General features: G+C 66.4%; 18 protein-coding genes and 1 pseudogene. 6 read left to right on the plus strand and 13 right to left on the minus strand.

The window, feature by feature from the left end; genetic code table 11:
• Positions 1-37 precede the first annotated feature (37 nt).
• On the minus strand, positions 38-1,060 hold the full coding sequence (gene nudC / locus CXX84_RS01415) for an NAD(+) diphosphatase (RefSeq protein WP_102974945.1): 1,023 nt from the start codon (positions 1,058-1,060) through the stop codon (positions 38-40).
• 140 nt (positions 1,061-1,200) lie between these two features.
• Here nudC and CXX84_RS01420 point away from each other — a divergent pair, with 140 nt between their 5' ends.
• Positions 1,201-2,493, plus strand: coding sequence for a macrolide 2'-phosphotransferase (locus CXX84_RS01420; RefSeq protein WP_102975334.1), 1,293 nt, complete (start codon positions 1,201-1,203; stop codon positions 2,491-2,493).
• A gap of 10 nt (positions 2,494-2,503) precedes the next feature.
• Here the strand turns inward: CXX84_RS01420 and CXX84_RS01425 are convergent, their stop codons facing one another.
• From CXX84_RS01425 to CXX84_RS01435, 3 genes are all read right to left on the minus strand, one after another.
• Positions 2,504-6,106: an ATP-dependent helicase gene (locus CXX84_RS01425; RefSeq protein WP_102974946.1), complete on the minus strand. Its 3,603-nt coding sequence runs from the start codon at positions 6,104-6,106 to the stop codon at positions 2,504-2,506.
• Positions 6,106-9,345 carry an ATP-dependent helicase gene (locus CXX84_RS01430; protein ID WP_223252947.1) on the minus strand — a complete coding sequence of 1,080 codons (3,240 nt, stop codon included), beginning with the start codon at positions 9,343-9,345 and terminating at the stop codon, positions 6,106-6,108. The genes CXX84_RS01425 and CXX84_RS01430 overlap by 1 nt, the downstream gene beginning before the upstream one ends.
• A gap of 104 nt (positions 9,346-9,449) precedes the next feature.
• On the minus strand, positions 9,450-9,866 hold the full coding sequence (locus CXX84_RS01435) for an MGMT family protein (protein WP_102974948.1): 417 nt from the start codon (positions 9,864-9,866) through the stop codon (positions 9,450-9,452).
• 63 nt (positions 9,867-9,929) lie between these two features.
• Between CXX84_RS01435 and CXX84_RS01440 the strand changes: the two genes are divergently transcribed.
• From CXX84_RS01440 to CXX84_RS01455, 4 genes are all read left to right on the plus strand, one after another.
• Complete coding sequence (locus CXX84_RS01440; RefSeq protein WP_102974949.1) at positions 9,930-10,640, plus strand: 3'-5' exonuclease; 711 nt, start codon at positions 9,930-9,932, stop codon at positions 10,638-10,640.
• A 334-nt stretch (positions 10,641-10,974) separates the two neighbouring features.
• Complete coding sequence (locus tag CXX84_RS01445; RefSeq protein WP_102974950.1) at positions 10,975-11,910, plus strand: ABC transporter substrate-binding protein; 936 nt, start codon at positions 10,975-10,977, stop codon at positions 11,908-11,910.
• Between the two features lie 16 nt (positions 11,911-11,926).
• Positions 11,927-12,691 (plus strand): amino acid ABC transporter permease, encoded by a 765-nt coding sequence (locus CXX84_RS01450; protein ID WP_102974951.1) that lies wholly within the window; start codon positions 11,927-11,929, stop codon positions 12,689-12,691.
• Positions 12,688-13,425 carry an amino acid ABC transporter ATP-binding protein gene (locus CXX84_RS01455; protein WP_102974952.1) on the plus strand — a complete coding sequence of 246 codons (738 nt, stop codon included), beginning with the start codon at positions 12,688-12,690 and terminating at the stop codon, positions 13,423-13,425. The genes CXX84_RS01450 and CXX84_RS01455 overlap by 4 nt, the downstream gene beginning before the upstream one ends.
• Positions 13,426-13,594: 169 nt before the next feature.
• Here CXX84_RS01455 and hemL read toward each other — a convergent pair whose 3' ends face one another.
• The 9 genes and pseudogenes from hemL to hemE form a co-directional block, all read right to left on the minus strand.
• Entirely contained in the window at positions 13,595-14,926 is a 1,332-nt protein-coding gene (gene hemL / locus CXX84_RS01460; protein ID WP_102974953.1) for a glutamate-1-semialdehyde 2,1-aminomutase, read from the minus strand.
• A gap of 46 nt (positions 14,927-14,972) precedes the next feature.
• A pseudogene (locus tag CXX84_RS01465) lies at positions 14,973-15,723 on the minus strand (LLM class flavin-dependent oxidoreductase).
• Positions 15,723-16,703 (minus strand): porphobilinogen synthase, encoded by a 981-nt coding sequence (gene hemB, locus CXX84_RS01470; protein ID WP_102974954.1) that lies wholly within the window; start codon positions 16,701-16,703, stop codon positions 15,723-15,725. Before hemB ends, CXX84_RS01465 begins: the two are co-directional and overlap by 1 nt.
• Before the next feature lie 56 nt (positions 16,704-16,759).
• Positions 16,760-17,647 carry a uroporphyrinogen-III synthase gene (locus tag CXX84_RS01475; protein ID WP_102974955.1) on the minus strand — a complete coding sequence of 296 codons (888 nt, stop codon included), beginning with the start codon at positions 17,645-17,647 and terminating at the stop codon, positions 16,760-16,762.
• A 60-nt stretch (positions 17,648-17,707) separates the two neighbouring features.
• Entirely contained in the window at positions 17,708-18,706 is a 999-nt protein-coding gene (hemC, locus tag CXX84_RS01480; RefSeq protein WP_102974956.1) for a hydroxymethylbilane synthase, read from the minus strand.
• Positions 18,703-19,974 (minus strand): ferrochelatase, encoded by a 1,272-nt coding sequence (locus tag CXX84_RS01485; RefSeq protein ID WP_102974957.1) that lies wholly within the window; start codon positions 19,972-19,974, stop codon positions 18,703-18,705. Before CXX84_RS01485 ends, hemC begins: the two co-directional genes overlap by 4 nt.
• Positions 19,971-20,672 (minus strand): hydrogen peroxide-dependent heme synthase, encoded by a 702-nt coding sequence (gene hemQ, locus CXX84_RS01490; protein WP_102974958.1) that lies wholly within the window; start codon positions 20,670-20,672, stop codon positions 19,971-19,973. Before hemQ ends, CXX84_RS01485 begins: the two co-directional genes overlap by 4 nt.
• A gap of 178 nt (positions 20,673-20,850) precedes the next feature.
• Positions 20,851-22,311, minus strand: coding sequence for a protoporphyrinogen oxidase (gene hemG / locus CXX84_RS01495; protein WP_102974959.1), 1,461 nt, complete (start codon positions 22,309-22,311; stop codon positions 20,851-20,853).
• 4 nt (positions 22,312-22,315) lie between these two features.
• Positions 22,316-23,410 carry a uroporphyrinogen decarboxylase gene (gene hemE / locus CXX84_RS01500; protein ID WP_102974960.1) on the minus strand — a complete coding sequence of 365 codons (1,095 nt, stop codon included), beginning with the start codon at positions 23,408-23,410 and terminating at the stop codon, positions 22,316-22,318.
• Between the two features lie 158 nt (positions 23,411-23,568).
• Between hemE and CXX84_RS01505 the strand changes: the two genes are divergently transcribed.
• Positions 23,569-24,885, plus strand: a complete 1,317-nt coding sequence (locus CXX84_RS01505; RefSeq protein ID WP_102974961.1) for a glutamyl-tRNA reductase — start codon at positions 23,569-23,571, stop codon at positions 24,883-24,885.
• Positions 24,886-24,942: the final 57 nt, after the last annotated feature.

Raw genomic sequence — 24,942 nt, forward strand, 5'->3', positions numbered from 1 at the left:
CTACCGCGTGCTGGAGTCTGATGGATACGTGAAGGGGTCAGGCCTTGGCCCGGTCCTCAATGCGCCCGCCGTACCAATGCTCTATCAGCGAGCGGGCAATGGAGAGCCGGCTGGAGATGGTGATCTCCCCGGTCCGCACAGCTTCCCTGAGTTCCTCACGGCTGAACCAGCGCGCCCTGGTGACCTCAACGCCGTCGGGCCTTGCCTCGGCGTCCTCGGTGACGGCGGTAAATCCAAGCATAAGCGAGGCGGGGAACGGCCAGGACTGCGATCCGAGGTACTGGCAGGCGGCCACCCTGACCCCCACCTCCTCATAGATCTCCCGGACTACCGCCTGTTCCAGCGATTCTCCCGGCTCCACGAAACCCGCCAACGTGGAATAGTTCCTGGCGTCCGCCGGACCGCCGCCCCCCAGCAGCAGCCGCCCGTCCGGGCCAACCACGGTAACAATGATGGCGGGATCTGTCCGGGGATAGTGTTCCGAGGAATCCGCGGGGCATCTCCTGACCCAGCCAGCGGATTCCACGTCCGTGGGCGTGCCGCACCGCGGACAGTGGGTGTGGCCCGCGTGCCAGTTGGTGATGGCGCTGGCCTCGATGAAAAGGGCGGTGTGGGTTGCAGTGAGCACGGCAGCAACATCGCGTAAACCGGCCCAGCGGGCATCGGAGGGGATACCGGCCGTTCCGGGCGCCGCCTGCTCCGGCAGGACGAACAGCAGCAGCGCAGTTCCCGTTGGGAGGTCTGAATCCGGGAGGGCGGAGCCCAGGTAAATGGTCAGTTCCGGCGCGAAACCGGCCTCGGTAAGGTTCCGGAGCAGCGGCTGGGCGGCCGTTATGCAGAGGCCTCCGCCCTGCACCAGACCTTGCCGACCGGAGAGCAAAACAGCCAGTGTCTCCGGATTGGCGAGCTGGTCCGCCAGGAATCCGGGCGCTGCCCTCACGACCGATCCGCGGTCCACGAGCGCCGGCCTGACAGGAAGCAACGTGTCCATGAGGTGGTTTGCAGGCAGCGCCGCCGGCTGCCCCTGGTAGACCGGTGTAACTGACTCCGCATGGCTCATAGGTCCACCGTACTGACTGGGGCTGACAATTGATATTTCGAGGCCCGTCCGGGCTGCGCCACTCCCCTCATTTGCAGGTATCTGGAGACTCGCCGCCGCCGGACCGGCCTCTCGGACTGCTGGCAATCTACCGTGGAATGGTGAGAAGAAAACCGATTGAACTGGCAGCCATTGCAACCGCGGCAGTCCCCGGACTGACCCCGACGGCTGTCAGCTCTGCCCCGGACGACCCCGCGGACTTCGACTCAGCCCTGCTCCTTGACTCGGAGGGGAAGCGCTGGCGGGTCCGGTCGCCGCGCCATGCCGAAGCGAGCGCCCGGCTCGAAACCGAGTTCCTGGTGCTCCGTGCCTTTGCCCCCGCGATCCGCGCCGAGCTGCCCTTCCTGATGCCCACGGTGGCCGGCAGTGTGCGGCTGGGCAGCCTGAGCACCTTCGTCTACTCGCATCTGGGCGGGACCACCCGCAGCGTCGAAGAGCTGACGGCGGGTCCGGACGCACTCGCACGGGAAATCGGCGTTGCGCTGGCCGCAATTCATGACCTGCCGCGGGCCATCGTCAGCAACGCCGACCTGCCCAGCTACACGCCAAATGAATTCCGGCAGCGGAGGCTGAACGAGCTGGACCAGGCGGCCACCACCGGAAAGATCCCGCCTGCCCTGCTGCTTCGGTGGGAACACGCGCTGGAGGACGTTTCGCTGTGGCGGTTCAACCCCTGCGTAGTGCACGGCGACCTGCATGAGGACAACCTGCTGGTGGAGGGGCAGCGTGTTACTGCTGTGACCGGCTGGACCGACCTGCGCATCGGCGATCCCGCAGACGACTTCGCGTGGCTTGTCGCCTCCAATGAGCAGGAGTTCGTGGACTCCGTCCTGCGGGCCTACACGTCGGGCCGGCGTGACACTCCGGACAAGCACCTGCTGCGGCGCGCAGCGCTCTCGGCTGAATTCGCCCTCGCCCAGTACCTGGTCAAGGGCATCGCCGCGGGCGATTCCTCGATGGTGTCAGAAGCCGAAGAGATGCTGGCCACCCTGGCAAGTGACATTGCGGAGCACGGCGGACAGCCCATCAGCGTTGAACCGCTTCCCGCCGCGGGACCTGGAACGCTGCCTTCTGGTGCGGCCGCCTCCGGGGAACAGGCAGCTGCGGCCGCGCAGGCTGTCCCCGCCATGCGGGCTGCCGACGACGGCGTGCCGGGCACAGTGCCGCCGGTTACCGTCCTTCCCGTCCCGGCAGCCCAGCCGGCAGTGCACGTGACCCCGATTCCAGCGGAGCCTCTGGACGCGCCCGCACCGGACGGGGCTGAAGGCGCCGGTGCCAAGGCCCGCGGCATAAAGACCGAGGGCTCTGTCCCGTCAGGCGGTCCGGATGACACCTCCACCGCGGCCATTACCATTGTGGACGCCAAGAAGAACCCGGCTCAGGGCCTTCAGTAGAGGCACCCTCTTAGGGGGACGTCAGGGCGCCCGCCACGATCTCCTCGAGCTGCGCGGCTGTTCCGAGGTCGTGCGGCCGGACCACCTCGTTGTCTGCGACGTAGAAGAACGCCGCCCGGACGTCCTCCAGTGGTACACCTTTCAGGCGGGACCATGCCAGGCGGTACACGGCAAGCTGTACTGCCCTGGTCCGCAAGTGGGCACCTGACGGCTTTCGTCCGGTTTTCCAGTCCACAAGGTCCCAGCGGCCGTCAGCATCCTGGAAAACCGCGTCGATCCGTCCACGGACCACCACGTCCCCTACGCGTGTTTCCACCGGCACCTCAACAAAGGCCGGCGAGCGGTGTGCCCAGGGGGATGACCGGAAGGTGGCCACCATGGCGTCGAGGTCATAGGCCGCATCAATATGTTCGTCCGAGCCCGGGGCTTCGCCAAGGTCCAGCATGCCGGCGTTACCGAAGTACTCTTCCACCCATGCGTGAAAAGCTGTTCCCTTCCGTGCCGACATGCCGGGTTCCCGGGGAACCGGCCTGCGAAGCCGCCACAATACCGCAGAGGGGTCTTCCCCCAGGTCCACCAGAGTGGATGCGGAGATGTGGGTGGGGAGGTGGACGTCCTGCGCTGAGGACCTCCTTGCGCGCCGTTCCAGCAGCAGTTCGGCTTCCCTTGCCCAGCCGGCAGCCGGGCCAGGCAGTTCCGGGTCCCGGTCCAGCCTGGGATCCGCAATGAACTGTGCACCGTCGGTACCGTCATCCTGCCTTGAGGTGCCCCGGACATAATCCGTGGTCTCCAAGGCGGCCAGCACGCGGGCAGAGGCGCTTTCCATGGCATCCCTGCGGCCATTGGCAAGCCGCAGGCGCTCCCCCGTCCGGGGATCCAGCGGCCCTTCCAACGGGTCATAGGGCCACCCGGCCACCTCCACATCAAGTGTCAGGGGGCTGGTCTCAGGCAGGGAAGCCTCCTCCACGGAACGATGATGGATGACCGCTTTTGCCGCAAGGCCGTCGCCTGCCGGTGTGGCCAGCCTCTCGAGCTCTGCCAGGAACGGTGACATCTCTGCCCGTCCTGTCCTGGATCCAACCCAGGCGGCGCTGGATGCCCACAGTACGTGCTTGGCCCGGGTGTAAGCCACGTACGCCAGGCGGCGCTCCTCTGACTCCCCATGCGCCTGGACGGCCGCCTTGAAGTCCTTTTCCGCGTCAAGCCAGCCCTTTTGGTCAGGCTGGTCCAGGTCCCACTGGGGCAGGTCCGCCCTGTCGCCCCGCAGCGGCCATGGCAACGCCGCAGAGCCGCTGCTCCAGCGCGAGTCGCGGTCGCTGGGAAAGTCCTTTGCATTCAGGCCCGGCACGAACACAACGTCCCATTCCAAACCCTTGGAAGCATGGACGGTCAGCAGTTGCACGGCCTCACGGTTGACGTCGCTCGGCGGTGCTTCGAGGCCGTTTTCTTCCGCCGAGGCGGCCTCCAGCCAGGACAGGAAAGCGAGGATGTCCACGCGCTGGGATGTCCGCAGGAATCCAGCGGCCGCATCCTGGAAGGCATCAAGGTTCCGGCGGGCCTGATGGATGCTGACACCCGGCCGCGCGGCAACCTCGATATCCAGGAGCATTGCCCTTTCCACTTCCCCCAACAGAGTAGTGAGATCGTCTCCAAGGTAGCTGCGGAGTTGGCGAAGCTCAGCGGACAGCCGGAGCATGCGTTCACGCGCGGCCGGTGTCAGGGTCCTGCCGTTCGAGGAGGTCCATCCCTCCCGGGGGAGCCAGTCCAGCGCCTCAACCAGGCTGGCACCATCGGTCAAATCACCTTCAAGGACCGCCGGTCCGGCCTCCGAAAGGTGCTGGTCCTCTATTCCAGCCTGGCCCCGGCGGCGCGCGAGGTGGCTGGACCAGTCCCTGAGAGCCATCAGGTCTGACGGACCAATCCGCCACCGTGCCCCGGCAAGCAGCCGCATCAGCGCGTCAGCGCGCCCAGGATCGGCAAGGACACGCAAAGTAGCCACTAGGTCCACGATTTCAGGAGTGTCGAGCAGCCCGCCAAGGCCGACGATTTCATAGGCGATTCCGCGGGCCTCCAACTGCCGCCGGATGGGTTCCATCTGCGCGCGCCGCCGGCAGAGGACGGCGATTGCGGGCGGAAGCGGTGAACCGTCGGGCTTAAGCTCAAAGTCCGTCACCCGGTATCTCAGTAGGTCATCAGCGAGTGCAGAAGCTTCTTCAACGTCGCTGACGAACCGGCCCAACACCACCGATCCTGCCACCGCATGTGGACTAGGCTGCAGCGGCGGCACTTCAGGCGCAGCAGATCCGTTCCCGCCGGCAGGACCACGCTGCGCGGCTGCCCGGCCAAGGGATTCAGACATGACGTTGGCAGCGGAAAGGATGGATCGCCCGTTGCGCCATGCCGTGGTCAGGTATGACGTGGGAGCAGGCGCCCAGCTTACGGCGGTGTCTGCTGTTCCCGTTCCTGCAGGCCCCGTCCTCACGGGAAACTCGCGCACAAAATGGAACAGTTGCCCCGCGGATGCGCCCCGGAAACCGTAGATGGACTGATTGGGATCACCGACAGCAGTCACTGCGTGCCCGCCCCCGAAGAGCCTCGAGAACAGGACGAGCTGGGCATGTGAGGTGTCCTGGAATTCGTCCAGCAGGACCACCTTGTACCGCTGCCGCTCCATTTGTGCCGCGAGCGGGACTTCCTGCGCCACACGGGCCGCAAGGGCGACCAGGTCCCCGAAGTCCAGCGCACCCCGGGCACGCTTGGCCATCGCGTAACGGCCAACCATGTCGGCCACGCTTGCCCTGGTCCTCAGCATCCCGGCGAGGTCGGCTGCCGCCTGCGGGGGGTTTTTCTTCTTGGCGGCAAGATAAGGCAGTGACTCGAAGTCCGAGAGCCGCGCCATCAGCCAGGCCTCGACGTCCTCGGGTTCCTGAAGGTGCTCTGCGCACTCACCCGCCAGCTGAATGACTGCCTTTACCAGCGTGGACTTGGCGGCACGAAAATGCCCGTACTCGCCGTCGTACGCCTCAACAACCTCGCTGGCCAGCTGCCACGCCTGCGCGCCGCCCAACAGGACCACATCACGCTCCACACCAAGGCGGAGTCCATAGTCGGACACAATGCCGCTTGCGAACGAGTGGTAGGTGGAAACCTTCGGTTCAAGGGCGTCGCTGCTGAGCAGTCCTTCCGGGAACACGCCGGGCCCGCTGGGCTGGGCTTTGTCCTGCGCAGGCCTGTCCTGGGCAACCAGCCGCTGAAGGGCAGCCAGCTTCGCCCGGATGCGGGACGCCAGCTCACCGGCTGCCTTCCGGGTGAACGTCACACCCAGTACTTCCTCGGGCCTGACCCACCCGTTAGCTACCAGCCATACAACCCGGTCCGCCATCGTGGCCGTCTTTCCAGACCCTGCTCCGGCAATGACCAGCCTCGGAGCCAGCGGCGACGAAATGATGGCCGACTGCTCAGGGGTGGGTACGTTCTTCTCACCCAGCAGTTCAGAAAGCTCCTCTGGGCTGAAACGCGGTGGCGGGGTTCCGGCGCCCGGCCGGGCGGCGGGTGCCCCCTCCCCTGACGGTCCGGCGGGGAGGCCAGCCTCTTGCTCTCGGACATCCTGCATTATTCGGTCACTTGCCTTCCACGCACGCACAACGGACACACCTCCGGGAGCCGGCAGCCGTGGCCGCCATGGCTTCCCTTTGCCGGATCGTGCCGCGCCTCGAAGGTACTGCCTCCCATCACAGCAGCTGCCTCCTTCACCATGTCCAGAGCCCAGTTCTCCTGGGGATCGATCGGATCCTGCTGCTGGATGGCTGGATTTTTTGCTCCCGTTCCAAGCTGGGCAAGCACAGCTCCGCCGGGCAGCGGGGCGCCCGGGCTGTCCGGACCGTCCTGGAAGCCACCGGCGAGTACCGCAGCCTGGTACGCGCCAAGCTGGGGATGCCGTGACAATTCCCCTTTGCCGGGCTGCCGTTTCCCTGTTTTCACATCGACAATGACCAGCCTGCCATCGCCATCTATCTCAAGCCGGTCCACCTGGCCGCGCAGGACCGCTTCCCGGTCTTCCGCATCATCGATTGGGATCCGCCCAAGTGCCACCTCGAAATCCTGTTCCACCCCAAGCAGGCTGCGTCCCTCGCCCCGCATAAGGAGGACGTACTGGGCCAGCTTGCGCACCATGGACTCGGCACGCTGAAAATCAAGACGTCCCTCCCAGTTGTCCTTCATCCCCAAGGCGGGCCAGCGCCGGACCAGCTCCGCGACATACTCGGATCCGGACGCGTCCGGCAGTTCCTGGGCTATGGCGTGGACCAGGGTGCCAAGGCTTCGGGCAAAGTCGGTAGCAGCTTCACCTCCGGCGGCCTGTACAAACCAGTCGAGCGGAGACTTCTGCACTGTTTCAACTTTTGACGGCGATACAAATACCGTACCGCCGGGTGGAACCACTGCCTCGGCGGATGTCAGGTCCGGGAGCCCCCACCAGCTCGCGGGATGCGCGCCCGGAACCGGCGGTTCTGCTTTCGCCAGGCGGGCCAGCACCCTGCCGGCCTCCTCCGCCTGGGCAGCGTCCCGTCCGTCCATCTGGGCGTACTGCCGAAGCTCAGCCACAAGGGCCCGCAGTGTCATAGGGCGCTCCACCGCTGTAAAGCCGCGGCTGTCCTGTCCAGGTGCCAGGGGTGCAACGTAGTCCAGGAAAGAGGACGGCTGGTCGTCCTCAGAGGAAACCGCCGTGCAGACCAGCAGTTCGCGGGCACGGGAGACAGCCGTGGAAAAACTTCGCAGCTCGTCATACCGGATGTCCCGGAGCAGGCTCAACGGATCCCGCTGCAGTGCATACCCTGCCCCATGCTCCACTGCGTCGCTGTACAAGGTGCTTCCCAGGAGCTCGCCGCGTAACCGGGTGTTGGGCCACACGCCTTCCAGCAGGCCGGCAACTATCACCACGGGCCATTCCCGTCCGGCTGCGCTGGCGGGCGTCATGAGTTCCACAGCATCATCCACCTGCGCACGGGCTGCAAGGGTGTCCATGGGAAGCTCCTGGTTCAGGAGATATTCGAGAAACTGCTCAGGGCCTGCGCCGGGCATCTGGTCAACGTATCGCTCGGCGGTGTGGAAGAGGGCCATCATGGCGTCCAGGTCGCGGTCCGCCCGCGCTCCGTGCGGACCGCCGGCGAGCGCAGTTTCTGTCCACGTACCACCCAGTCCTGCGGAATGCCAGAGCGCCCAGAGGACGGATTCCGCGTTGGCACCTGGCTCTTCGGCGGCCCGGCTGCCGGCCTGGATCATTCGAGCTGCCCGGCGGGCGGCGCGGCCCTCAATGCCGAGGGTCGACAGGGCTCCAGGCTGCAGCAGCGCCTCAACCAGCAATGCATCACTGGTCCGGCCCCCGCCGGCCAGTATCTCTTCCTTCCTCAGCGATTGCCGCAGCCGTCGGAGCTCGATGGACGTTGCACCACCGATCCTGGATGTCAGGAGCGACACGGCAGCTTCCGGGGTCAGCAGCGCGGGGTCCAGCGCGATGGCAAACGCATCTAGGAGCGGACGGACGGCCACCTCGTCCCGGACGGCGGATTCGGCCACGGGAACGCGCACGGCGATGCCCTGGCCGGAAAGATACCGCTGGAACTCACTGACCTGCGCGCCGTTGCGAACAATGACAGCGAGCTGGGCAAGCTCCCGGCCGTGGTTGATGTGCTGGTCCAGGATTCGTTGGGCCACATACCGCAGCTCATGCACGGCGGACGGAACGAGGTGTGCTTCCACTGCACCCTGCGGCCTCTTTCCGCCAGGCTGTTCAAGACGCCGGGCGAGCTGTCCGCCTGCCCGCTGGGAGATCCGTCCGGCGACCCCCAGCCACGCTTCGGCGACTGCAGCCGCATGCCGGTGGGCATACCGCAAGGGACGCTCCAGAACCAGGGAGTCCGGCGAAAGCAGGTGCGGCAGTTCGGCTACCAGGTCGGGCCGTGCCCCGCGGAAGCCCTGGACCACGGTGTCCGGCGAAAAGGTCACATAGCAGTCCTTCCCGGCAGCAATATCTGCCAGCAGCTCGAAGACTGCGGGGTTGGCTTCCTGGATGTCGTCCACAAGGATCACCTGCAGCCGCTCCCGTTCCGCCGCCAGGAACGCAGGCGAGTCCTGGAAGATTTGCCGTGCGGCGGTGATGATTCCAGCAGGGTCAAAGGCCTCGGGCATCCGCAGGTCCAGGACGTCCCGGTACTCCGCATACAGCGCAGCAGCGGCGATCCAGTCAGGCCTCCCGCATTCATGGCCAAGCCGAACCAGGTCTTCGGGTGTCCGGCCCGACTCGATGATGCGGTCAAACAGCTGTCGGACTTCCTGCCGGAAGCCCCTCGTTTCCAATGCACCTTCCAGATCGGCGGGCCACGGCAGTTCCAGCCCCGGAAGCCGGTGTCCTTCAAGGAGTTCCTTGATGATGAGGTCCTGCTCCGGGCCGGAAAGGAGCCTGGGCGGCCTGGCCAGGGGAAGGATTCCTTCAGCCTTCGCCCGCCGGATCACGTCGAAGGCGTAGGAGGCCCACGTTCGGGCGGGGGTGGTGCTGAGGCTCCTGTCCAGGCGGGCAGTGAAGCGGTCCCGGAGGGCGTCTGCAGCCAGGCGGCTGGGGGCCAGAATCAGCATCCGCTCAGGATCCACGCCGTCCCTCAGAGCCCTGGTGACTGCGGCTTCGACCAGTACGGTTGTTTTGCCCGTTCCCGGAGCGCCCGGCACCAGTACCGGCCCTGCACCTTGAGCGACGTCAACAGCCGCCTGCTGGTCGGGTGACAGGAGTGGTTGCTCCGCGTGGACGTGGCGGGGCGGCAGCAGCCGAAGCCCGGCAGCTGCCGGGCTTTTCGGGTGCAGGCCGGTGCTGCCCGGGGCCCAGGTGCCTTCTGCGCCAAGGGCCTGGTCCTGCTCGGAATCATGCCGGTATTCGTCACGTGGGCCGGTGAAAGGGACTGTTACTGTCACACAGACATTCCATCATCAGCCACCGACAATCTATGCAGCCGCCGCTCCAGCTTGTCCGCAACGGCATCGATCCTGTCGAATTCCTCCTCGGCCGGCGCCCAGCGTGCGGCTGTAAGGTCCACGCGCCAGCGGCCTTCTCCGGTGCGTTGGTATTCCAGGTAGCCGCCCAGCAGGGGCGTGCCCTCGGCCAGGTAGTTGCGGAGGGCTTCAGCCTCATGCCCTTCCGGAGCCTGGCCGTTGGCCTTTAGGACCCGCCACCAGGGCACGCCGGTTCCGTAGCGGCTCATGACAGCGCCCACCTGCCTGGGGCCGCCGGAGCCAAGCAGCTCGGCGACGTCGCCGTACGCCACGGCCGATGCGGCCGGTACCAGCTCCACAATGGCCAGTACCGCTTCCACGTACTCAATCCGCATTGATCCAATGTAGCCGCAGTGGCGCTCCGCGGAATTGTCGGTGGTGCCGTTTAGCGTTGACGTATGAGCACCTGGAACACCCTTCCCCGCGCAGCGTTCGACCTGGAAACCACGGGCCGCAACTCGCGGGCTGCACGCATAGTCACAGCCTCCGTCACCGTGGTGGACCACAACGGCGACGTCATTAAGGAACATGAATGGCTGGCCGATCCCGGTGTTGAAATTCCCACTGAAGCCAGCGATGTGCATGGCGTCACCACCGAAAAGGCCCGGCGGGAGGGAAGGCCTGCGCACGAAGTCACCCGGGAGCTTGCCGCAGTCCTGCAGGACCTGTTCGATACCCATATCCCTGTCATTGCGTTTAACGCCAGCTACGACTTCACTGTCCTGGCCGCCGAGTCAGCACGTTACGGGGTACCGCAACTCAGCCGGTTTCCGGTCCTGGATCCCTACATCATGAACAAGCAGGTGGACCGCTACCGGAAAGGCAAGCGCACCCTGACCGCACTGTGTGAAGAGTACGGCGTGGTCCTGGACAATGCCCACACCTCGGCTGCCGATGCCCTTGCCACCTTGCGGGTCCTGGACGCAATGGCCGGGAAATTCCCCAAGCTCATGATGCCCGCCAGCCAGCTTCACCAGCTCCAGGTGGAGTGGGCCGTCAGCCAGGCCGCTGACTTCCAGGGCTACCTCCGCAAAACCAAGCCTGCTGCCGTCATAGAGGGTGACTGGCCGGTGCTCCCCCCGCAGGACGCCAGCGTGGGCGGCTTCTGACCTGGCCGCTGCTCCTGCCCCTGCCCTGCGAGGCAAGTCACAGTAACAGGACTTCATAGAGTGGCCGAGGAAATTGGCCCCTGCGTTCGGCCAAGCCCCGCCCAGCCCAGTCGGGAGCAGCAGGCTTAGCCGCCACGGCGAAAGATTCTTTGGCCCTGCCGGCGCGCGCCGCTTACTTGTTCGGATATGGGCAGTCAAAGCGGAAGTGAGAGAATAAAGTTTTGCAGTCACCCCTGCCTTTGCCGTGCTCGAACAGCGCCGGGCAGGTGCAGGCGCCACCCAGCGCAGCCTTGCGGCCCGGTTGACTCATGACTTAGATGAAAGTGACAACTTGATGAAAATCAAAGCGATGAAGTGGCTGACCACGGCTCCCGTGGCACTCGCCCTGGCTGCCTCCCTCGCGGCGTGCGGCTCAGGGTCTGCAGAGCCTGCGGGAACCCCCACGGACGCCCTCGCCGGCAGTGACCAGCAGACGCTGGACAAGTACACCACCGCAGACGTCACCCCGATCGACCAGATTGACAAGACCAAGCTTGACCTCAACACCGAGGGCAAGCTTGAGGTGGGAACCCTGTCCGACGCCCCGCCGAACATCTTCATTGATCCCTCCGGCAAATTCACCGGCTACGACAACGAGCTGCTGCGTGCGGTCGCCGGCAAGCTCGGCCTCGAGGTCGAATTCGTCGCCACTGACTTTTCTGCACTCCTCTCCCAGGTGCAGACCAAGCAGTTCGACGTCGGATCCTCGTCCATCTCCACTACGGACGCCCGCCGCCAGAACGTCGGCTTCACCAACGGCTACGACTTCGGCTTCATGGCAGTAGTAGCCAAGACCGACAGCGACGTCAAGGGCTTCGCCGACCTCACCGGCGACCTCCGGATCGGCGTCGTCCAGGGCACCGTCCAGGACGACTACGTCACCAACACCCTCAAGCTCGAGCCGATCCGCTTCCCGGACTACGCCACCGTCTACGCCAACGTGCGCAACGGCCAGGTGGACGCCTGGGTGGCACCGTCCCAGCAGGCCACCGGCCAGGTCAAGGAAGGCGACGGCACCGTCATCGCCGAGTCCGTGGTCAACACGCAGAACTTCACTGCCTACGCCGTGGCCAAGGACAACCAGCCGCTGATCGACGCGCTGAACTCCGGCCTGGACGCCGTTATCGCTGACGGCACCTGGTCCAAGCTGACCAAGGAGTGGTACCCGGACCGCGAGATGCCTGCCGACTGGAAGCCGGGCAGCAAGGCCGCCACGGTTCCGCAGAGCTGATTGAGCCAGGACGTTTATGGATCTCCTTGACCAGCTGGCTGACACTTTCTTCAACTGGGAGGAAATGGCGAAAGTCATTCCTGCCCTGCTCATGGTGGGCTTGCCCAACACGCTGATTCTGGCCGTAGCTTCCGGCATCCTGGGTTCCGTGCTGGGGCTCGCGCTGGCCATGATGGGCATCTCCCGGAATGCGGGAGCCCGGTGGGTGGCACGCATCTACACCGACATCTTCCGTGGCCTCCCCGCCATCCTGGTGATCCTGGTCATCGGCATCGGACTCAGCCCCATCGCCCGGGAAATCACCGGGTCCAGGAACCCGTACCCCCTGGGCATCCTGGCCCTGACCTTGATTGCAGCCGCGTACATCGGAGAAATCTTCCGTTCCGGCATCCAGAGCGTGGAGAAGGGCCAACTCGAGGCGTCCAGGGCGCTCGGGTTCAGCTACGGCAGTTCCATGCGCCTGGTGGTGGTGCCGCAGGGCATCCGGCGGGTCCTGCCCGCCCTGGTGAACCAGTTCATCTCGCTGTTGAAGGACTCCTCGCTGGTGTTCATGCTCGGGCTGGCTGCCTCTGACCGGGAGATCTTCCGGATCGGAAATGACGCCATGGCCAACACGGGAAACCTCTCACCGCTGGTTGCGGCTGGTGTCCTGTACCTGATCCTGACAGTGCCGCTGACGCACTTCGTGAACTTCATCGACAACCGGCTGCGGACCGGCAAGCCGGAAAAGAAGGAACCGGATGAGCTGGCAGCACCTATCGGCAAGGGGGCTCAGGCATGACCGAATTCGCTTCCGGAACCCTGACCGGAAAGAACCTGCATCTTTCGTTTGGCCACAACCACGTTCTCCGCGGTATTGACCTGCACGTGGAGAAGGGCACCACGGCCTCCGTGATCGGGCCTTCGGGATCAGGCAAGTCCACGCTGCTGCGGGTCATGAACCGGCTGATCGAACCCGACCAGGGCGACATCCTTTTGGACGGCCGGTCCGTTCTGAAGGACAACCCTGACGAGCTCCGCCAGCGCATCGGCATGGTGTTCCAGCAGTTCAACCTGTTCCCGCACAAGACGGTGGTGGACAACGTGTCCCTGGCGCTGCGGAAGCTCCGGAAGCTGTCCAAGGAGCAGGCACGTGCCGAGGCGCTGGAGCAGCTGGACCTGGTAGGCCTGAAGCACAAAGCTGACGCCCGCCCGGCGAACCTTTCCGGCGGGCAGCAGCAGCGTGTGGCTATTGCCCGGGCCCTGGCCATGAAGCCGGAAGTCATGTTCTTCGATGAGGCCACGTCAGCCCTGGACCCGGAGCTCGTCAAGGGCGTCCTGGCGCTGATGACGGATCTCGCCAAGGGCGGCATGACGATGGTCGTCGTCACGCACGAAATGGGCTTCTCCCGCAATGTCTCGGACACGGTGACGTTCATGGACGCGGGCGTCGTTGTCGAATCCGGGCCGCCCGAGCAGGTCTTTACTGCACCGCGCACGGACCGGCTCAAGGGATTCCTCTCGGACGTCCTCTAGTACACAGACGGGAAATCCCCGCCTTTCAGACTCTTCCCCCTCGCGTGCAGCGGGGATTTGTCCGAAGGGCGGGGATTTCTTTTGTGCCACCGCCGGGATGGTCCCACGCCCGCAGGGTTCCCTGGCCGCGCTTGCGGGGCCAGGGTGCGGGTCGGGACCGACGCCGGAACTAGCCTTGCGCCGCGGCCGCGGCTTTCGCTGCGGCCGGCAGTGCGTCAAAGATCCGGTTCATGGCGGCGTCGTCGTGGGCGGCCGAGAGGAACCATGCTTCAAAGACCGACGGCGGCAGGTACACCCCGGAATCCAGCATCGAGTGGAAGAACGGGGCGTAGCGGAAGCTCTCCTGCGCCTGGGCGTCGGCGTAGTTGTGCACGCCCCGCGCAGACGTCCCGAAGGCCACCGAGAACAGGTTGCCCGCGAACTGGATTGAGTGATCCACTCCGGCGGCATCCAGGGCGCTGGACAGTGCCGAGGAAAGTTCCAGCGAGCGGACATCGATGAAGGAGTAGACGTCCCGGGTGGCGTGTGTGAGTGTGGCCACGCCGGCCGCCATGGCTACCGGGTTTCCGGAGAGCGTTCCGGCCTGGTACACGGGACCGGTGGGGGCGAGGTAATCCATGACGTCGGCACGCCCGCCGAGCGCCGCCGTCGGCATTCCACCGCCGATGACCTTGCCGAAGGTGAGCAGGTCCGGGGTCCAGGGCTCGGTTGCATCCGGCGCGCCGCCGGTGAGGCCCCAGTAGCCGGAGTAGCCGGTGCGGAAACCGGTGAGCACCTCGTCCACGATGAGCAGCGCCCCGTGTTCACGGGTGATGCGGGACAGGCCGAGGTTGAAGCCCTCTTCGGGGGTCACTACGCCCATGTTCGCCGGGGCTGCCTCGGTGATGACGGCGGCGATGTTGGGGCCATGGGTGGCGAAGGCTTCCTTGACGGCGGTGAGGTCGTTGTACGGCAGCACCAGCGTTTCGGCCGTCGTGGCCTCGGTGACACCGGCTGAGCCTGGCAGCGCGAGCGTTGCCACACCGGAACCGGCGGCGGCAAGGAGGCTGTCCAGGTGCCCGTGGTAGCAGCCTGCGAACTTGACGATCAGGTTCCGGCCAGTGAAGCCACGCGCCAGGCGCACGGCTGTCATGGTGGCCTCGGTGCCGGTAGACACCATCCGGAGTCGTTCGACGGCGGGTACGCGTTCCTTGACAATTTCAGCCAGGTTGGCCTCGTCCGGGGTAGAGGCTCCAAAGGACAGGCCACGGTCCACGGCTGCGTGGACCGCCTCCAGCACGGCGGGGTGTGCGTGGCCCAGCAGCGCAGGGCCCCAGGAGCAGACCAGGTCCACGTATTCGTTGCCGTCGGCGTCCGTGAGGTACGGCCCCTTGGCGGAGACCATGAAGCGCGGCGTTCCGCCCACGGACCCGAAGGCGCGCACCGGCGAGTTGACCCCGCCCGGCATGAGCTGGCGCGCGCGGTCGAAAAGTTCCTCGTTGCGAGGGTTGCTGGAAGTCATGGTTCCTATTCTCTCAGGTGACCGGCGTTGTGTTCCGCCGGGTGCTTCAGCTGCCGAGCAGTTCAGCAACACGCGGAGCCACGGCCGTACCCAGCAGCTCGATGGAGCGCATCATGGCGGAATGCGGCAGGGGCCCGTTGCTGTATTTAAGGTCGAAGCGGTCAACGCCCAGGTTCTGCTTGAGCATCACGATCTTGCGCGCCACCGTTTCCGGCGAACCCACGTACAGGGCACCCTCCGGCGAGCACAGCGCATCAAACTCGCCCCTGCCGGCCGGCCCCCAGCCCCGTTCGGCGCCCAGCTTGCGAACGCACCTTGTCGAACAGCTCCAGTTTCTCCTCGAACAGGACTTCGTAGTCCGCCAGGTCAAGCCCAAACAGCGGAAAGGATTCAATGAAGGAGCCGCGGCCCAGCATCACTTCAGCCCTGCCATTGGAGACGGCGTCCACGGTGGCGAACCTCTGGAACACACGGATGGGATCATCGGAGCTCAGGACTGTAACTGCCGATCCGAGGCGGATCCTGGAAGTCCGCGCCGCTGCGGCGGCAAGGAAGACCTCCGGCGCGGATACGGCATAGTCCTTGCGGTGGTGCTCCCCCACCCCGAAGGCGTGAAGTCCGACGGCGTCCGCCAGCTCCGCTTGTTCGAGCAGCTGGCGCAGCACCTGGGCATGGGGCTGCGGGCTTCCGTCCGGATCTGCGCCGACGTCGCCGAAGGTGTTGAGGCCGAGCAGGATCCGGTCTGCCGCCACGGGCGCCGTGGGGCCTTCCGGAGGGAGGGGGGTTGCTCCGCTCATCAGGACTCCTTCAGCCAGCCGGCCAGTTCGGCGGCCCAGTATGTCAGGACCATGTGGGCGCCCGCGCGCCGGATGCCCAGCACCGATTCGGTGATCGCGGCGCGCCTGTCGATCCAGCCGTTGGCGGCCGCGGCTTCGATCATCGCGTACTCGCCGGAGATCTGGTAGGCGGCCACGGGCACCGGGCACATGGCGGCGACGTCGGCCACGATGTCCAGGTAGCTCATGGCCGGTTTGACCATTACGATATCGGCCCCCTCGGCGAGGTCCAGTTCCACCTCGCGAAGCGCCTCTGTACGGTTGCCGGCGTCCATCTGGTAAGTCCGCCGGTCCCCCTTGAGCTGGGAATCCACGGCTTCCCGGAACGGTCCGTAGAAAGCGGACGCATACTTTGCTGCGTAGGCGATGAGGGAGGTATTGGTGTGGCCCGCCTGGTCCAGGGCTGCGCGGATGGCGGCAATCTGGCCGTCCATCATTCCGGAGGGCCCCAGCATGTGGGCGCCTGCGTCCGCCTGGGCTACGGCCATCTGCGCATAGATTTCCACTGTGCGGTCATTATCCACATAGCCGTCGGCGTCCAGCACGCCACAGTGCCCGTGGTCAGTGAACTCGTCCAGGCACACGTCGCTCATGACCACCAGGTCGTCGCCCACCTCGGCGCGGACATCCCTGATTGCCTTGTTCAGGACTCCGTCCGGGTCAAGGGATGCCGTGCCCTCTGCGTCGCGGGTCTCGGGAATGCCGAACAGCATGATGCCGCCGAGGCCCAGGTCAACGGCTTCTGCCGCGGCCCGCTTCAAGGTATCCGCAGTGTGCTGGACAACCCCCGGCATGGACGTGATCGGGTTGGGTTCCGTCAGTCCTTCCCGGATGAAGGCCGGAAGGATAAGTTCTGCCGGCGCCAGCCGGGTTTCAGCCGTCAGACGGCGAATGGCAGGAGTGGTGCGCAGGCGGCGGGGGCGGTGGGTGGGGAAAGTCATGGTCCTGTCCTTCGCTGTGGTTGGGCTGTTGGTGCATGGCGCGTGGTCCCGGCTCTTCAGGGTGGTTCGCCGGCTGCATTCCCTGATGTCCTTAGTGCCGCTGCGACTGCGGCAACAAGCCCCGCGGGCGACGGCTCAGCCGCGACGGCAGCCACTGCCATGCCAAGCGCATCTGCCTGGTCCGCCGTCGAACGACCGATCGCTACAAGGCGGCAGCCGTGCAGGGGCGTGAGTTTGTGGAGGCGCCGCGCGGCGCTGGGCGAAGCCGCGATCACGGCGTCGATGCGTCCCGCGGCGAGTTCGGCGGCGGCAGTTGCCGGTGTCAGCAAAGAGTACGACGGCGGCCGCCCCTCCCCTGCCCCGTCTTCCGCTGGGACGGCGAGCCGGCGTTCCGCTGCCGCGGGGTAGTCGACCGTGCAATAGGCAGTTACGGCCGTCACGCTGCTTCCGGCTGCCGCGAGCCCCTCCGCAAGCCGCGGCGACGCGATGTCAGCCTGCGGCAGCAGAACCCTCCTGCCTGGTCCCTGCCATACCGCGAGGAGCCCTGCGGCTGACTGCTCGTCCGCAGGCGTCAGCGCCACCACCAGCCCCCGGGCTTCCAGGAGCCTGCACGTCGCAGCGCCCACGGCCGCAATACGGGTAGTCGGCGGGATCCAGCGGTCCAGCGGCACGCCGCGTTCAGCGGCTTTGGCTGCCAACACGTGGACCGTGGTGGCGCTGCTGACCACCAGCCAGTCATACGCTCCGGCCCCCAGCGCATCGCAGGCAAGGTCGAGGGCATGCTGGTCGGGAGCACGTTCAAAGTCGATCAGGGGCAGCACCAGCGCACTGGCACCGGCCTTCTGCAGGGCGCCCACGAGGGCCACGGACCGCTCCGGACTGCGCGTAACCAGCACGCGCACCCCGGCCAATGGTTGCCCCTGAGGCAGGGCAGCGTCAGGCATTCTTAGACGCGCCCGCGCCGGGACCGCCGCGCGTGCAGGGTAGGCAGTGGCATGGCGGGATCAGGAAGCCTGCAGGTCCGCGATGTCCGCAGCGCCCGCAGCCAGGAGCACTTCGGCGAGTTCGATCCCCAGCAAGGTGGCGCCCACCTCCGTCAGGCCGTCGGTGGCGCGCTTGTCCCGGACGGATGCAGTGCCGTCCACGGCGCAAACCACGGCCTCAAGGTGCAGCATGCTGCCCTTGCGGTAGGCGTAGGCTCCGACGGGCGCCGCGCAGCCGGCTTCGAGCCTGGCGAGCAGGGCCCGTTCGGCGGTGACGGCGAGCCGGGTGTCGGGGTCGTCAAGTGCAGTGAGGGCCTGCGCCAGGACGTCCCGGGAGCCTTCGGCTGATCCTGCCCTGGGCGGGGCATCGGCTGTGCGGCACTCGATGGCCAGCGACCCCTGCCCGGCAGCCGGAAGCATAACCTCGGTTTCGAGGAACTCACTGACCGCATCCAGCCGGCCGATGCGCTCCAGTCCTGCTGCCGCCAGAACCACGGCGTCAAGGTCGCAGGACTTGCCCGGAACCACATCACTGACGGTGTTCCCCGGCAGCCCTGGCACGCGGCCCAGACGGGTGTCCACATTGCCGCGGATGTCGATGATCTCCAGGTCCGGCCGGGCGGTGCGGAGCTGGGCCGCCCGCCGGGGTGACCCCGTTCCCACCTTGGCACCTGCCGGGAGGTCGGCCAGCTTCAGTCCGTCCCGCGCACAGAGGACATCGCGGACGTCCACGCGCCGTGGGGTTGCGGCGAGGCTGAGGCCCACCGCCGGTCCGGTAGGGAGGTCCTTGAGCGAGTGGACCGCAACGTCGCATTCGTTCCTGAGCAGCGCATCACGCAAAGCCGCAACAAAAACGCCGGTACCGCCCATCTGCGAGAGCGAACCGGTGAGGACGTCGCCGTCGGTCCTGATGTGGACGAGTTCCACCGGGAAGCCACCGACGGCGGCGAGCTGGTCCGCGGTCTGCTGCGTCTGGGTGAGCGCGAGCTTGCTGGCGCGGGTGCCAATGCGGACCGTCACTGCTGCGGCGCTCCCCTGGAAGCCCCCGGCTGGCCGGCCCCGATGCCGTCCGGATAGGAATCGTGCCCGGTACCCACGGTGGTGTCCGCGCCGGCGATGGTGGGCTTTTCACCGCGGAAGTTTGCGCAGCAGCCGGGCCGGCAGACGTCGTACCAGGGGCCAAGGGCAGTCACTGCCGGGCGGTCACTGATGTTGTTGGCCACGGTCCGTTCTGAAATCAGGTCCACCATCCCGTTGACGAACTTGCGGTGCGTGCCGGGTGTGGGAACCCGGGTTGCTGCGAGGCCCAGGTTGGCGCACGTTTCAAGGGCCTCGGTGTCCAGGTCCCAGACGACTTCCATGTGGTCGCTGACGAACCCCAGCGGGACAATGACAATGCCCTTGACGCCCTGGCCCGCCAGTTCCTCAATGGCGTCGTTGATGTCGGGTTCGAGCCACGGCACGTGCGGGGCACCGGAACGGGACTGGTAGACCAGCGACCACGGGGCAGTGAGGCCGGATTCCTCTTCCACGCGCTGGATGACGGCGGCAGCGGTGGCGAGGTGCTGGGCCACATAGGCTGAGCCTTCCTCGAATTCGCGGGGTTCGCCCTCGGACCGGCCCGCGGCCTCGGCATCCCGGGTGGGGATGGAGTGGGTGGCGAACAGGATCTGCACGGGCGCGTCGGGGGTGCCTGCGGCTGCGAGCTGTTCCCGAACTTCCCTAAGGCCCGCGGCCGTGCCCTCAACGAACGGCTCCACGAAACCGGGGTGGTCGAAGTACTGGCGTACCTTGTCCACTTCCAGCCGGCCGTCCAGGCCGGTTTCGGTCAATGCCATGCCGATGTCCTCACGGTACTGGCGGCAGCTGGAGTAACAGGAGTAGGCACTCGTGGTGATCATGAGCAGGCGGCGGTGGCCGGCGTCGTACGCGTCCTGCAGGGTCTGCGGGATGTAGGGGTCCCAGTTGCGGTTGCCCCAGAGAACCGGCAGCTCGATGCCGCGGGCAGCAAGCTCCGCCTCCAGGGCGGCCTTCAGTTCGCGGTTCTGCTGGTTGATGGGGCTGATGCCGCCATTGGCCCGGTAGTGGTGCGAGACCTCTTCCAGCCGCTCATCAGGGATGCCGCGGCCGCGGGTGACGTTGCGGAGGAACGGAATGACGTCCTCCTGGCCCTCCGGCCCGCCGAAGGAGGCGAGGAGGACGGCGTCGTAGTTCTTGGGCGCCATCCGCCCGGCTTCCGTAACCGGGTTGACGGCGGTGGTGGCGTTGCTGGAATCAGGCTGGCTCATGCGAGCACCTCCGCTACTTCTGCCGGGGAAATCCGGCGTCCGGTGTAGAACGGGACTTCCTCCCGGACATGGTTGCGTGCTTCCGTGTTGCGCAGGTGGCGCATCAGGTCCACCAGGTCCACGAGGTCGGGGGCCTCAAGGCCAAGGATCCATTCCCAGTCGCCCAGGGCAAACGAGGAGACGGTGTTGGAGATGACCTGCGGGAACTCCCGGCCCAGGAGGCCATGTTCGCGAAGCATGGCGCCCCGCTCCTCCTCGGGCAGGATGTACCACTCGTAGGAGCGCACGAACGGGTACACGCACAGCCACTCTGCCGGCGCAACGCCACGTGAGTACGCCGGCGTGTGGTTCTTGGCGAACTCAGCTTCGCGGTGCACTCCCATGGCGGACCAGACAATTTCGGTACCGGCGAAGAGCGTGCTCCGGCGGATGTCGCGGATTGCCTGCTGCAGTGCTTCCGGCTTGGAACCGTGCAGCCACACCATGACGTCCGCGTCGGCCCGCATGGCAGAGACGTCGTAACTGCCGCGGTGCGTCACTCCGGCATGGTGCAGCCGTTCCAGCAGGGCCTCGAAGTCAGCGGCGGCGTCGGCGCTGCGGATCAGGGTTTCGGAGCGCTTGAATACCGTCCAGAGGGTGAAAAACTGCTCGGCTGATTCTTCGGTTTTAGTGACAGATTCGGCAGAAGTGTGGCTCATGGTTACAAGTTTGCCCCTTAGTACCCGCCAAGTCGAAACGGACAACTTCTACAGGACGTAGAAGTGCGCAAAGTCACATTCCGGAGCTGGGTGACTCCCTGCCGCGCGAGGGCCGCAGTCCTGCAGCCGGGGCAGGCAATCGCGTCCCGCGGCCACGGCTTACGGTTAACGGCAACATTCAGCGGCCCAAAGTCCCGATCTCCTCGATCGTGTCCGAGACCACGGCAGCCAGCCCGTTGCCCGCAACCCAGCCACCCACCACAGCCAGGTCCCCCGCGGCCCTGCAGGCCTGCCGGATTTCAGCCACCCGGGCGCGGTGCCCTACTGCCGCAAAGGGCAGGGATCCCTGCCAGCGGACCACATCCCAGTCCAGGACGTCCTCCTGGCCTATGACCACGCCCAGCAGGGCCTGGGCATCATGCAGGGACGCCGCCAGGAGCTCCGCGTCTGTTTCCGGGCCGCCGGGCTGTTCCCCTGCCCCGTCCACCCGGCCGTACGAGAGGCGGACAACATGCCGGCCAGGGCCAGCCGCAGCAGCCAGCCAATCCCATTTTCCGGTGGCATGCGTCAGGGCCTTCGCTTCAATCCCCGGGGTCTGGGGCGCAACGAGCACCCCAGTGCCGCGGGGCCGGCTGTCCAGTTCGGGCTTGTCCAGGACGAGCGTGACGAGCTTGACGTCCGGTCCGGCCGGAGGCTTCCTCCCCGCCAGGGCGGGCACGGCGTCTTCCAGGAGTTCGACGGCGGACGGGCCGTCCACTGCGACCACCAGCAGGGCGGCGTCGAATGATGCTCCTGCTGACGTGACGCGCCAACCTTCGGGTGTGCGGCGCACTGAGCTGGCCGGAGTGCTGGACAGGAGCACAACCCCTGCCGTGCGGAGGTCGTTGACCAGCGCGGTGACCAAGGTGTGCATGCCGCGTTCCAGGCCGGCAACGGCAGAGCCGGCCTTGGCCGCTCCGGCAGATTCCTGCCGGAGCCCCTTGTGAGCGGATGAAGCGACGCGTGCACGCCGCTGGGCGGAGACAGCAGCGGCGAGGGAGCCGTGGCGGCGGAGTCCATTGCGAAGTCCCGGCGCCACCATGTCGACGTCGAGCAGTCCGGGATCTGCGGAATGGACGCCTCCCACGACCGGTGCCACCAGCCGTTCCAGGACCCTGGTCCCCATGCGCGCCTTAACAAGGGCGGCGACGCTGATGACGTCGTCCGATGTACCCACTGAAGCGGGCAGGAGCCTGTCCAGGGAGGCCCGGAGGGTGCCAAAGAGGCCCAGCGAGCGGCGGACCTCCGGGTCCCACGGGTTGGCCGGAATCCCCAGTACCCCTGTCTTTGGCAGTTCGCGCGGACCGTCGGGCAGTTGGGCCCAGGCGCCGCCGGGCCTTGGCGGCACGATACTTCCGGCAAGCCCCAGCTCTGCAGCGAGTCCTGCCACCGCATTGGTGCGGGTGGCAAATGATTCGGCGCCACTGTCCATGGTCAGCCCGGCAACCGTGTGGCTTCCCACGCAGCCGCCCCATTCGGTGCCGGCCTCAAGAAGCGTGACCTGATGCCCCGCGGACGCAAGCTCCCGGGCGGACAGCAATCCTGAGATGCCGCCGCCGAGCACCAGCGCGGTCCCGGCTCCTGCCGGCGTACTGCCCATGGGACTACTCCGGGGAGATGGAGTGGATGAGTTCAACGACCCGCGTGAGGACGGACGGGTCCGTCTCCGGCGGAACACCGTGCCCCAGGTTAACAACGTGGCCGGGTGCTGCCGCTCCCGCGGCTACGACGTCACGGACGTGCGCTTCGAGGATTTCCCAGGGGGCCGGCAGCAGGGCAGGATCAATGTTTCCCTGTAGGGGCACGGTGCCGCCCAGCCGTCGGTTCGCTTCATCCAGCGGCAGCCGGTAGTCAACACCCACAACGTCCACGCCCACGTCGCGCATGGCCACCAGCAGCTCTGATGTGCCGGTACCGAAATGGATGAGCGGCGCCCCGAGGTGCCGGACGTGGTCGAGGGCACGGGTGGAGGCGGGTGCCACATACCTGGTGTAGTCGGCAAGACCAAGGGAACCGGCCCAGGAGTCAAAGAGCTGGGCGGCTGAAGCGCCGGCCTCGAGCTGTGCCTGCAGGAACATGCCGGAGGCGTCAGCGGCCCAAGTGGCCAGGGCGTTCCAGGTTTCAGGGTCGGCGTGCATCATGGTCCGCGGACCCAGGTGGTCACGCGACGGCTTGCCTTCCACCATGTAGGCAGCAAGGGTGAAGGGTGCGCCGGCGAAGCCGATCAACGGCGTCCTGCCAAGTTCCGCCACGGTAAGGCGCACAGCTTCACGGATCGGTTCCAGTGATTCCCACGTGAGACGTGGCAGCGCTGCCACGTCTGCGGCCGTGCGGACCGGGGTATCCAGGACCGGCCCTACGCCGGGCACAATGTCCACACCCACACCGGCGAGCTTGAGCGGAATGACGATGTCGGAAAAGAATATGCCTGCATCCACGTCGTGTCGGCGCACCGGCTGAAGCGTGATCTCGGAAGCCAGCTCCGGCCGCAGGCAGGAGTCCAGCATGGCCACGCCTTCGCGGACCTTGAGGTACTCCGGCAGCGAGCGACCGGCCTGACGCATGAACCAGACCGGACGGCGGGACGGCTTGCCTCCCCGGTAGGCCGTAATCAGCGGGGAATCTGCGGTACGGCCATCCACCAGCGGGTGGTCCGCAGCGAGCGCGCCGGCAGGGGACATGGCAGGGCTGGAAGTCATGCCTTTGATTGTGCCGAAAATCAGGACTAAAAGATAACGACGAAGTGTCAGGCGCAAGCCCCAACGCCGCGCCGTGGCGGGAATCACAGCTGTTGAGTGGTCACCCGGAGGCCGGGAGTTGTTCTACCGAGTAACGAAAAAGCTATGATTGTCCTGCTGTGGTTCTTTTTTCATTGGTGGCTACACACGCCGACATCGATCTTGAGACCGTTGCTCAGTTGAGCAGCGGTTCTTCGGGGATCGCTACATCCGCCCTCTCCGGATCGCCGGCCGTGACGGGTGCCGTGGTCCTGGCCACGTGCAACCGCTACGAAATCTATGGCGAGGCGCCCCACCCCGACGACGTGGAAGCGGCCCGCGCCGCACTTGTAGCCCAGATCAGCGAAATCAGCGGATTGAGCGAGCCGCTCGTTTCGCGCTCTTTCAGTACCCGCACCGGACCGGAAGTCAGCCAGCACCTTTTTGCTGTCAGCGCAGGCCTGGACTCGGCAGTAGTCGGAGAACGCGAAATTGCCGGGCAGGTCCGCCGCGCACTGATTACCGCCCAGCATGAAGGTACGGCGAGTTCCGGCCTGGTCCGGCTGTTCCAGGCTGCTTCCAAGACCGCCAAGGATGTTGGCGCCCAGACCGCCCTCGGTTCACGGGGCCTGTCCATTGTTTCCGTCGCCCTCGACCTGGCAACTGATCTGTCCGAAAATCCGGACTGGTCCAGCAAGAAAGTCGTTGTCTTCGGAACAGGAGCCTACGCCGGAGCAACCATGGCGCTCCTGCGCGAACGTGGCTGCACCGACATCTCAGTCTTTTCCTCGTCCGGCCGCGCCGAAGGATTTGTGGCCACCCGCGGCGGCACCGCACTTGACGCCGATTCGCTGCGGCCGGCAGTGGCTGCGGCAGATGTCATGATCGGCTGCAGCGGTTCCGATACCAGGGTCGAGGCCGATGAACTGGCCGACGTCCGGGCGAACTCCCCGCAGCCGCTGATCGCTATTGACCTTGCGCTGACCCACGATTTCGATCCAGGCGTTGGCGAGCTGGACGGGGTGGAGCTCCTCACACTGGAGTCCGTACGCCTCGCCGCCCCGCAGGAACAGGCAGAGTCGCTTGCCCAGGCGAGCGGCATCGTCAGCGGCGCCGCCAAGGCGTTCGAGCACGAACGGGAGGTCCGCTCCGTGGATTCCGCCATTGTTGCCCTGCGCCGGCACACCATGAGCGTCCTGGACGCGGAGATGGAAAAGGTCCGTGCCCGCCACGGCTGCACGGCCGCAGCCGAGGAAGTGGAGTTCGCGCTCCGCCGCATGGTGAAGCAGCTGCTCCACGTTCCGACTGTGCGGGCCCGCGAGCTTGCAGCAAACGGCCAGCAGGACGACTATGTGGCTGCCCTGGAGGCCCTCTACGGCATTACCGTGGAGCAGCAGGCGGCCCCGGCCCCGCAGGTTGAATGCCCGGTGGACCACCGCGGCCTGGAAACGGCCTGACCGCCTGCCCCACAACACTCGATGCTCTATCACTTAGGGCTCCCAATCCGCCGGTTT

Source organism: Arthrobacter sp. AFG7.2, assembly GCF_002892835.1.
Lineage (GTDB): Bacteria > Actinomycetota > Actinomycetes > Actinomycetales > Micrococcaceae > Arthrobacter.

What these genes read in the sequence shown, in the direction of transcription:
- nudC (WP_102974945.1), bottom strand. Translation starts at nt 1,060, where the DNA reads ATGAGCCATGCGGAGTCAGTTACACCGGTCTACCAGGGGCAGCCGGCG.
- CXX84_RS01425 (WP_102974946.1), bottom strand. Translation starts at nt 6,106, where the DNA reads ATGCAGGATGTCCGAGAGCAAGAGGCTGGCCTCCCCGCCGGACCGTCA.
- CXX84_RS01435 (WP_102974948.1), bottom strand. Translation starts at nt 9,866, where the DNA reads ATGCGGATTGAGTACGTGGAAGCGGTACTGGCCATTGTGGAGCTGGTA.
- CXX84_RS01440 (WP_102974949.1), top strand. Translation starts at nt 9,930, where the DNA reads ATGAGCACCTGGAACACCCTTCCCCGCGCAGCGTTCGACCTGGAAACC.
- CXX84_RS01445 (WP_102974950.1), top strand. Translation starts at nt 10,975, where the DNA reads ATGAAAATCAAAGCGATGAAGTGGCTGACCACGGCTCCCGTGGCACTC.
- CXX84_RS01450 (WP_102974951.1), top strand. Translation starts at nt 11,927, where the DNA reads ATGGATCTCCTTGACCAGCTGGCTGACACTTTCTTCAACTGGGAGGAA.
- CXX84_RS01455 (WP_102974952.1), top strand. Translation starts at nt 12,688, where the DNA reads ATGACCGAATTCGCTTCCGGAACCCTGACCGGAAAGAACCTGCATCTT.
- hemL (WP_102974953.1), bottom strand. Translation starts at nt 14,926, where the DNA reads ATGACTTCCAGCAACCCTCGCAACGAGGAACTTTTCGACCGCGCGCGC.
- hemB (WP_102974954.1), bottom strand. Translation starts at nt 16,703, where the DNA reads ATGACTTTCCCCACCCACCGCCCCCGCCGCCTGCGCACCACTCCTGCC.
- CXX84_RS01475 (WP_102974955.1), bottom strand. Translation starts at nt 17,647, where the DNA reads ATGCCTGACGCTGCCCTGCCTCAGGGGCAACCATTGGCCGGGGTGCGC.
- CXX84_RS01485 (WP_102974957.1), bottom strand. Translation starts at nt 19,974, where the DNA reads ATGAGCCAGCCTGATTCCAGCAACGCCACCACCGCCGTCAACCCGGTT.
- hemQ (WP_102974958.1), bottom strand. Translation starts at nt 20,672, where the DNA reads ATGAGCCACACTTCTGCCGAATCTGTCACTAAAACCGAAGAATCAGCC.
- hemG (WP_102974959.1), bottom strand. Translation starts at nt 22,311, where the DNA reads ATGGGCAGTACGCCGGCAGGAGCCGGGACCGCGCTGGTGCTCGGCGGC.
- hemE (WP_102974960.1), bottom strand. Translation starts at nt 23,410, where the DNA reads ATGACTTCCAGCCCTGCCATGTCCCCTGCCGGCGCGCTCGCTGCGGAC.